Annotated in this window: 8 protein-coding genes; 6 read left to right on the top strand and 2 right to left on the bottom strand. The window is 60.2% G+C overall.

What is annotated here, in order from left to right:
• The first annotated feature begins 234 nt into the window (after window positions 1–234).
• From JBO08_RS27640 to JBO08_RS27620, 5 genes are all read left to right on the top strand, one after another.
• The gene (locus JBO08_RS27640) at window positions 235–543 is read left to right on the top strand and encodes a MazG-like family protein (RefSeq protein ID WP_010567659.1); all 309 of its coding nucleotides are present in this window, start codon (window positions 235–237) and stop codon (window positions 541–543) included.
• Entirely contained in the window at window positions 536–1,285 is a 750-nt protein-coding gene (locus tag JBO08_RS27635; protein WP_065874279.1) for a methyltransferase domain-containing protein, read from the top strand. Before JBO08_RS27640 ends, JBO08_RS27635 begins: the two co-directional genes overlap by 8 nt.
• Window positions 1,286–1,309: 24 nt before the next feature.
• A complete protein-coding gene (locus tag JBO08_RS27630) occupies window positions 1,310–1,912 on the top strand; it encodes a DUF4136 domain-containing protein (RefSeq protein WP_065874278.1) in 603 nt (200 codons plus the stop codon).
• Window positions 1,913–1,957: 45 nt separating this feature from the next.
• Window positions 1,958–2,515 carry a DUF4136 domain-containing protein gene (locus JBO08_RS27625; RefSeq protein ID WP_065874277.1) on the top strand — a complete coding sequence of 186 codons (558 nt, stop codon included), beginning with the start codon at window positions 1,958–1,960 and terminating at the stop codon, window positions 2,513–2,515.
• Window positions 2,516–2,745: 230 nt separating this feature from the next.
• Window positions 2,746–4,701: a pilus assembly protein TadG-related protein gene (locus JBO08_RS27620; RefSeq protein ID WP_065874276.1), complete on the top strand. Its 1,956-nt coding sequence runs from the start codon at window positions 2,746–2,748 to the stop codon at window positions 4,699–4,701.
• Here the strand turns inward: JBO08_RS27620 and JBO08_RS27615 are convergent.
• Both JBO08_RS27615 and JBO08_RS27610 read right to left on the bottom strand, forming a co-directional pair.
• Window positions 4,698–7,424, bottom strand: coding sequence for a PAS domain-containing sensor histidine kinase (locus tag JBO08_RS27615; RefSeq protein WP_220075284.1), 2,727 nt, complete (start codon window positions 7,422–7,424; stop codon window positions 4,698–4,700). The genes JBO08_RS27620 and JBO08_RS27615 overlap by 4 nt on opposite strands.
• Window positions 7,421–7,864 (bottom strand): TadE/TadG family type IV pilus assembly protein, encoded by a 444-nt coding sequence (locus tag JBO08_RS27610; protein WP_065874274.1) that lies wholly within the window; start codon window positions 7,862–7,864, stop codon window positions 7,421–7,423. Before JBO08_RS27610 ends, JBO08_RS27615 begins: the two co-directional genes overlap by 4 nt.
• A gap of 72 nt (window positions 7,865–7,936) precedes the next feature.
• Here JBO08_RS27610 and JBO08_RS27605 point away from each other — a divergent pair, with 72 nt between their 5' ends.
• Window positions 7,937–8,386 (top strand): prepilin peptidase, encoded by a 450-nt coding sequence (locus JBO08_RS27605; protein WP_220075285.1) that lies wholly within the window; start codon window positions 7,937–7,939, stop codon window positions 8,384–8,386.
• The last annotated feature ends 112 nt before the right edge of the window (window positions 8,387–8,498 follow it).

The raw sequence follows: 8,498 nt of genomic DNA, 5'->3' as shown, positions 1-8,498 counted from the left end.
GATAAAACCAAGTCGCCTGGTTTGGGGCGGCTTCGCCACCCAGCGCGGGGCAAGCCCGCTCACTACAGTCTGTGTAGAGACCTATGCCCATCGCAGGCACGCCCACATTTTAATTTGCAAACCCATGCCAATGTGGGAGCTGGCTTGCCTGCGAAGGCGCCCTCAAGCACCCCACAGATTCACTTGCCTTAACCGCCAATCCCCCCGAAGCTACCCACCTTCAGGAGCCCCCGCATGAACCTCGAACACCTCACCGAACGCCTGCACCGCATTCGCGATACAAATAATTGGAAACAATTCCACAGCCCAAAAAACCTGGCCATGGCCGCCAGCGTAGAAATGGCCGAACTGGTGGAAATCTTCCAATGGCTGAGCGAAGACCAATCGCGCCAGCTCCCGGCTGAGAAACTCGCCCACGCTGGCCAGGAAGTCGGCGATATCGTGTTGTACCTGCTGTTGCTGTGCAGCGAACTGGGCCTGGACATGAACGAGGTGGTGCGCGCCAAATTGGCCGACAGCGAACGGCGGTTTGCCCATGAGTGATCGTCATTTCGACCAACTGGCCACGCGCTTTGCCGAAAAAATCTACGGCGGTGCCAAAGGCGCGATTCGCCTGGCGGTGCTCCAGGCGGACCTCACCGAAGCCCTGCCCAAACGCCCCTTGCGAGTCCTGGATATCGGCGCAGGCCTGGGCCACATGTCGCTGTGGCTGGCCGAGCAAGGTCATCAGGTTACCTTGGCGGAACCTGCTGAACCGATGCTCGACGGCGCCCGCCAACGTTTTGCCGACGCCGGGCAGACCGCGACCTTTATCCATGCGCCCTGGCAAGACCTGCTCGGCCAACTCACCGAACCCTACGACCTGGTGCTGTGCCACGCCGTGCTGGAATGGCTGGCCGAACCTCATGCGATCCTGCCGATGCTGCACCAGCTCACGGTGCCTGGCGGCTGGTTGTCGTTGGCGTTCTACAACCGCGATGCGCTGATTTACCGCAACCTGCTTAAAGGCCACTTCCGCAAAATGCGCAAGAACGACATGGCCGGCGAAAAGCAGAGTCTCACCCCGCAGCAGCCGCTCGATCCACGTGAGTTGGCGGCGCAACTCGAAGGCCTTTGGCAGGTCGAAAGCCAAAGTGGCGTTCGCGTATTCCATGACTATATGCCGGTGGAATTCCAGGCCCGCGCGGATTTGCAGGACCTTTTGGAGATGGAACTCGCTCACCGTCGTCACCCAAGCTTTGCCGGACTTGGGCGTTATTTGCACTGGGTTTGCCGTCCGGTTTAAACGGCCCAGTCTGCGGAGGTCGAAATGCGTCGTCTCTGTTTGATCCTGTTATCTCTCGGCTTGGGGGCGTGTTCGAGCCCCAACCCTTATGTCTCCGCTTCGGCGCCGATTCCACCGGCGCCGCCGCAGGCAGCCAATACCTTTGATGCCAGCGCCTATCCCGCGCCCGTGCGCGACTACGGCGCCTACCGCAACTGGGCGTGGCGCAATGGCCAGCTCCCGGCGGGCACGGCCTGGGCGGATTCGGCGCAAATTGCCGAAGCGGTCAGCGGCGCGCTTGACCAGCGCGGCCTGCGTCCCTTGCACGACAACCGCCCGGCAGACCTGCTGGTGAGCGCCGATGTGCGTCAGGAGAAGCGCCTCAAGCAAGTCCAGGATGACTATGGCTACGGTTACGGCGGCTACAACCGCTATGGCAATGGCTACGGCATGTACAACTCGGTGCCGATCGTACGCACCTATGAAGTCCAGGTCGTGGTGGTGCGCGTCAATCTATTCGATGCCCGCACGGGCCAGCCGGTGTGGAGTGCCAGCGCGGAAACCAGCAGCCAGGGCAGCCTCAGTGAACGGGGAGATGCCTTGCGCCAGGCGGTGCAAAAGGCAATGACGGCGTATCCTCCGAGTTAACAGCTATTCTCATCTTGAGCGCGGGTCGCTTTTTGGAGAAAAACCATGTTTTGTCGTATCGCTTTGCTCGCAGTTGTCATGTTGCTGGGCGGTTGCCAGACCAGCCAGGTCAACCACGATTTTGATGCCAGCCGGGACTTCGGCGCCTACCGCAGTTGGGCCTGGAAAGACCCGGCCCTGCAATATCGCCCGGATGACCCACGTATCAAGAGCGACCTCACCGAACAACGCATCCGTCAGGCAGTGGGCGAACAACTCGACCAACGCGGCCTGCGCCCCGCGGCACCGGGCAGCAAGGCCGACTTGAGTGTACAGGCCTACCTGATCGTCGAAGACCGCCAGCAACAAGTCACCACCAATTATGGTGGTGCATGGGGCGGCCCATGGAACGGCTATTGGGGCGCGCCGATGTACAACGAAACCCGCAACATCACCTACAAAGTCGCCACCCTCCAGATCGACCTGCTTGACGGCAAAGACGGCAAACTGGTCTGGCGCGGCAGCGACGAACAAATGATGGCCAGCTCGCCCAACCCGCAGGACCGCAACAACGCCATCCGCACCACGATCACCCGAATCCTCTCCAGCTACCCACCCCACTAAAACCCAGCACAGATTCAATGTGGGAAATCCAGTGTGGGAGCGGGCTTGCTCGCGAATGCAGTGTGTCAGTCACACATGTACCGATTGACCCACCGCATTCGCGAGCAAGCCCGCTCCCACATTGGAACTCGGTCAGCCAATAAGTCTCTGTCAATCATTCATCTGGCGACTGGCCAGCCCTTGTCTACACTCAAAACCAACTAAGGAGAGTAAGCGCTAAGGAGTGCCTGATGTCTCCCCGACTTGGTTCCCATCAGCGTGGTGCGATTGGCCTGATGGCTGCGGGCACCCTCGCAGTGGCCCTGGTGTTCATGCTGCTCGCGGTAGACAGCGGCCGCCTCCACCTGGAAAAGCGCAAATTGCAATCCATCGCCGACACCTCGGCCCTGGAAGCCGCCAGCCGTGGCGGCCTGTGCACGCCCACCACCACCGCCAACGACTACGCCAAGGAAAACGCCACGCGCAATGGCTTCACCGTGGTCGCCGGTGACAACAGCCGTGGCCTGGCCGTGACCTGCGGCACATTGACCACCAATGCCAGCAATATCCGTGTATTCACCGCAGACGCCACCAAAAACGATGCCGTGCGAGTGGTGGCCACGCGCAGCGTGATGACCAGCATTGCCGGCGGGATCTGGAGCATGTTCAGCGGCGGGCCAACATCCACGCAGATGATCCTGAGTGCCACTGCCGTGGCTGCGTATGCGCCGCCGGTGGCGCAGTTGACGATTCGCAGCGGCCTAGGAACGGTCGACGCCAGCAAATCTCCTCTATTGAACATGCTCATCGGCAATCTGTTGGGCGGCAACCTGTCCCTGACGGCTGCGGGCTGGAACGGCTTGCTGACGACGAACGTGAACCTACTCAGCTACTTGGATCAGCTGGCGATTCAATTGAATGTCAAGGCAGGTGACTACGATGCGTTGCTCAACACCGCTGCATCCGCCAGCCAGTTGATCGACGCCGCGGTAAAGGTGCTGCAAAAAAATGGCTCGGTGGCCACGGCGATCATTAACGACGTGATTTCAGTGAAAGCAATCGCGCCCAACACACAACTGTTGAAGGTCGGAGACCTGCTGAAGGTCGCTACTGGAACACCGGCCGCAGCCTTGAATACCAGCGTGCAGGTGTTTCAACTCCTACAGACCGTGGCGCAGCTTTCCAGTAGCAAGAGTGCGGTGAGTGCTGCAACTCAGTTGAATATTCCCTTGATAGGAAACGTTTCGGTCCAAACCAAAGTGATCGTACCTCCCCAGCTGTCGGCTATTGGTAACCCTGCAAAGGCCAAAGCGGGCTTGTTGAAGACCCCTCCGACAGATCAGATTTTTGTGCGTACGGCGCAAGTCCGCACGTTGGTGTCTATTCAACTTCCTGTGCTCAACGGACTGAGTCAGTTGACGTCTGCGGTTTCAGCGTTGACGACCCCGGTAACAGGAGTGGTCAATAACCTGTTGCACCTGAATCTTGTGGGCATGCTGGATCCGCTTCTGTGTCTAGTGTTGAAACCGTGTGACCGTACGGATGTGCAATTGCTTAGCGGCCTGGATATCAACATCGAAATGGCCAGTGCAAATGCCTATGTCACTGACTTTAGTTGCGCGAGCAATGCAACGAAGTCACTGACCGTTCAGGCGAGTACAGCGCTGGCGGACGTGTCAGTCGGAAAAGTTGACCCGGTGCAGGCATTCTCCTCGGCAGCGGCTGCCACTGTTCAGCCCGTCGCTCTAGTGGATATTGGTGTACAGACGTGCGCAGGGATTTTTGGATGTGCCCCACGTAAAGCCGGTTTGGGGGGCAGTTTATTGCTATCGGTTGTACACGCGACGGTTGGAGGCAGTACTCAGAAGCTTACGTTTTCACCGGTCAATGAAATGAACCTGACACCCACCTATCAACCCGTTGTTCCTGCTTCAGATGTAGTTAAAAGCTTGGTCAATACGCTGGGCGGGATTCAGGTGATATACGTTCCCCCTCCTGGGAATCCAACGAGCGGCCCATTGTCTAGTGTCTCGGGTTTGCTCGCGACCATCACCAACACATTGATCACTGCTGTCAAAGACGTCTTGTCGCCGGTGCTGGACCCGATCGTGAACGGGTTGCTCAGTGCACTAGGCATCACTGCTGGCAACGCCGAAGTCGGCGCCAACCTCAGTTGCCATATGGGCCGCGCCTACCTGGTGATCTAACTGATCGGCAATTCCACACAAAACCGCGCACCGTGCTCCCCATTGGCAACGCTCAACCGTCCGCCCATGTTTTCCACAATCCCGTAGCTCACCGACAACCCCAACCCCGTGCCCACGCCAATCGGCTTGGTGGTAAAGAACGGCTCGAAAATCCGCTCCAGCAACCGAAGGTCAATGCCACCAGCGTTGTCTTCCACCCAGATCCGCACATGCCGACTGTCGTGCTCGCAATGCACTGCGATCCAGGGGCGGAACGCCGGGTCCTTTTCCTGTTTGCTCAACAGCGCATCGCGGGCATTGACCACCAGGTTGATCAGCACCTGCTCAAGCTGGTCGACGTAACCTTTGACCTGCATCGCAGCGTCCGCTGGCGTGACGCGCACCTCCACACCTTTGCCGCGCAAGCCTTCACCGAGCAGTGACAGCGTGCCTTCCACCGCCTGTGACGGGTCGAAGGGCTGTTGTTCGATTTCCGAGCGGCGGCCAAACACGCGCATATGGTCCACCACCCGCGCCGCGCGCTGCACCTGCGTGTCGATGCGCTGGAGCTTGTCAGTGAGGTAGTCGACTTGCGCATCGCCAGTGCTCAGGCGCTTGAGCACATTAACGATCGCCATGCGCATCACGTTCAGCGGCTGGTTGATCTCATGGGCCAGGCCCGTGGCCATTTCGCCAAGGGTGGCCATCTTTGCGCTCTGGGTCAGTTGCTGCTGGGAGCGGCGCACTTCGGTGTTGTCGCGGCCCACCGCTTGCACTTCCACCAGCGTGCCCTGTTCATCGAACACACCACGGTCTGACCATACCCACCAGGCGTGTTCGCGGCCGGGCAATTCCAGGCTGATTTCGGCGGTGCTGACCGGAAATTCCGCGCTTAATTGGCCGATACGTTGCACAAAGGCCTGGCGCTGTTCTTCCGACAGCCAGTGCCCCAGGTTCTGCCCCGGCAGCTGTGCGGGCAAGCATTCCAGGTAATTGGCCAGCGGCGTGTTGCCAAAGGTCAGGGTCAGGTCCGGGCGGTAGCGACAGATCATTGCCGGGGAGTCTTCAACGAGGATGCGATAGCGCTCTTCGCTTTGTTTGATCTGCTCGGCAGCCTGGGTTGTCTCGGTGACGTCCAGCCACAGCCCGACGGCTTCCAGCGGCAATCCTAGGTCATCGCGCAGTAATTTGGCTTCATCGAGCAGCCAATGGTATTGGCCTTGTTTGTCGCGCAGGCGGTAGCGGCTGCGCACGGCGCCTTCGCGCAACAGTTGGCGGGTGCGTTCGAAGTACAGGTCGCGGTCTTCGGGGTGAATCAGCGACGCCAGGCTGTCGTGGTTACACTCGGCCAACGTCCAGCCCAGCAGCGGCAGCAGGCTATCGCTGAAGAACGCCGGGTGAAGGGCACCGCTGACATAGCGCTGCACATAGATGACTGCCGGTGAACTGGCGATGAGGTTGTCCAGGCGCGCATGGGCGGCGGCGGCTTGCAGTTGTTGGTTCTTGATGTCGCTGATGTCGAGCATGAAACCGACCCAGCGGCGGTCATCGCCCATGCCCAGCACCTGGCCCTGTACGCGGTACCAGAGGGGGTTGTGCTCGGCGTCGGTGCGTTGCAGGCGTACGCTGGTCAGCAGTGGTTTGCCCAGTGCCTGCAGATCGTGCAGGCGGCTGTTGAGTTCCTGGCGGTCGGCGGGGTGGATCAGCTCCAGCCACAGGCCCAGCGGTTGGTGGGTGGGGCCGTCCTCCGGGCTGAGGCTGTGCAGCAACTGCGGGGCGAGCTGGATTTCCTGGGTAGCCGGCAGCAGCTCCCACCAGCCGGTGCCGAGCAGGCCTTGCAGGGCTTCCATGCGGTCGAGCTGTTGATGATAGCGTTGCTCGCGCAAGCGGCTCAGCAAGGGGGCGGCGAGGGCGGCGGTGAGGTTCAGCCAGTCCTGTTCGCGGGCGTGTTGCTGGCCGTTGTAGAGGCCGCAGAGTAACCACGCGGCGACGCCCTGGCTGTCACGGTAGGGCACCAGGAATCCATCGGCATTGCCGAAAATGCTCTGCAGGCGTGGGTTGTCGCTACGCTGCTGGGCCAGGCTCAGCGGCGTGTTGCCACTCACACTGTCGAGGCTGGTGCCCAGGTGTTGGCCGGTCCGCCACAAGGCGGGGGCATCGTGGGCGGCGTAGTGGCTGTAGATCCGCCAGTGCTGGTCTTCTTCATCGAGCAACGCCAGCGCGAGGCAGGGAATTCGCCAGCGCTGCGCCACGCTCCGGAGGTGCTCGTTGAACACCTCGGGCAGACGGGCCAGGCTGCACACCCGCAAGTGGCTGCTTATCTGGCAGGCCAGTTGATGATTCTGCTCACGGTGTTGGGCCAGTTGCGAGCCAGCCAGCAAGTCGCCGACGTCCAGCAGGCGCAGGCTCCAGCCGTCACCCTCGGCTTCGATCCAGCCGCGAGTGTGCAGGACCTGGCCGGTAGCACCCTGGAAGTCCAGGTCCAGGTTCTGGTGCTGCCAGTCTTCCGGACGGCCTTCAATGCTCAACGCGCTGGTGGCGCACAACAGGTCACGCAACAGTGGTCGGGTTTCGCCCACCTCATGCGACGCGAGCTGCGGCCGCAGAGTGCCGCTGATGCTCAATACGTGGCCCTGGGGATCCAGTTGCAGATGCAACCCTGGCGTGGGTACGGCGGGTGTGTCGAGGGGCGTGGCGCTGGTGCGGCCGAGCAGGCGCCCGAAGAGGTTATCCCCCGAGGTCAAAACTGCAGACTCGACATGGCCGTCAGGTTGGCCGGCAGATTTGGCACGGGGCCTATGCCCGGCACTACCAATGTCGGAAACACTGAATAGAGACGGCTGGTGGGGTATTTAATCGTCACAGTCAGCGTGGTGCCGTTGTAGGCGGCGGTGATTAAATCGTCGGTAAATTGGAAGCTGGGTGGAATCCAGTTCAACTGCTGGATCGCCGTGGTTTTGGCGCGATCAGTCACCTGCGTGCCATAAGCGGTGCCCGCGGCTACCGGGTCCACCGCCATGGCCTGGCGTACGGCCTCCGCTGCCGCCTGGTTGAACGACTGCATTAACAGCATTGGCAGGCTATAGCTGATCAATCCATAGAACACCGCAAAAAAGATCCCGAAGACCAGCGCGAACTCAATCGCCGCCGCACCTTTTTGCTTTCTAGGGAGGCTTGTTTTCATGACTGCGTCTACCCTGACGGCTACTACTTGATATCAGCATAGAATCATTCGGCAAAAAGGGATGTTTTTTACGTGATCCATGGCGTGGTGATACTGCTCTGGTTGGGGCTCTGTGCATGGCAGGACATGCATCAACGGCAAATCGCCAACGGCTTGACCCTGGGGGCGGCGCTGCTGGCGCTGTTCTACCTGTTATGGACGGGCACCACCTGGCTCGGAGCGCCCGCCGGCGAAGGTGGCTGGGCCTTTGCCGTGGCACTGCTGCTGACCTTGCCCGGCTATGCGCTGGGCCGCTTTGGCGCGGGTGATGTGAAGCTGCTGGCCGCCCTGGCGCTGGCCAGTACGCTGGACTATTTATTGTGGTCTTTGATCGGCGCAGCGCTGTTCCAAAGTGGCTGGGTGCTTGTCCGTCAAAGGCTTAGCGCGCCTCTTCCAGGCGCGGTTACGGGAGCGTCAACAAAACAGCCTTTTGCGCCCTTTGTATTGACTGGGTTTGGACTATATTGGTTTTGGATCCATTAGGCTGACGAGGTCTCTATCGCGGTGTACAGAGTCGGAAAGTAGGTCTACGTTTATTAACTGGATGTATAGGATTTTTTGTCAAAAGGGATCGATCAATCTTTTGGCTTTCCAG

Origin of the sequence: Pseudomonas sp. LAP_36 (genome assembly GCF_019456785.1) — a bacterium.
In the GTDB taxonomy this organism is placed as follows: Bacteria; Pseudomonadota; Gammaproteobacteria; order Pseudomonadales; family Pseudomonadaceae; genus Aquipseudomonas; species Aquipseudomonas tritici.
The sequence above is the reverse complement of the archived record's forward strand: the minus strand, read 5'-3'. Positions and strand labels throughout refer to the sequence as shown.

What these genes read in the sequence shown, in the direction of transcription:
- JBO08_RS27640 (WP_010567659.1), top strand. Translation starts at nt 235, where the DNA reads ATGAACCTCGAACACCTCACCGAACGCCTGCACCGCATTCGCGATACA.
- JBO08_RS27635 (WP_065874279.1), top strand. Translation starts at nt 536, where the DNA reads ATGAGTGATCGTCATTTCGACCAACTGGCCACGCGCTTTGCCGAAAAA.
- JBO08_RS27630 (WP_065874278.1), top strand. Translation starts at nt 1,310, where the DNA reads ATGCGTCGTCTCTGTTTGATCCTGTTATCTCTCGGCTTGGGGGCGTGT.
- JBO08_RS27625 (WP_065874277.1), top strand. Translation starts at nt 1,958, where the DNA reads ATGTTTTGTCGTATCGCTTTGCTCGCAGTTGTCATGTTGCTGGGCGGT.
- JBO08_RS27620 (WP_065874276.1), top strand. Translation starts at nt 2,746, where the DNA reads ATGTCTCCCCGACTTGGTTCCCATCAGCGTGGTGCGATTGGCCTGATG.
- JBO08_RS27610 (WP_065874274.1), bottom strand. Translation starts at nt 7,864, where the DNA reads ATGAAAACAAGCCTCCCTAGAAAGCAAAAAGGTGCGGCGGCGATTGAG.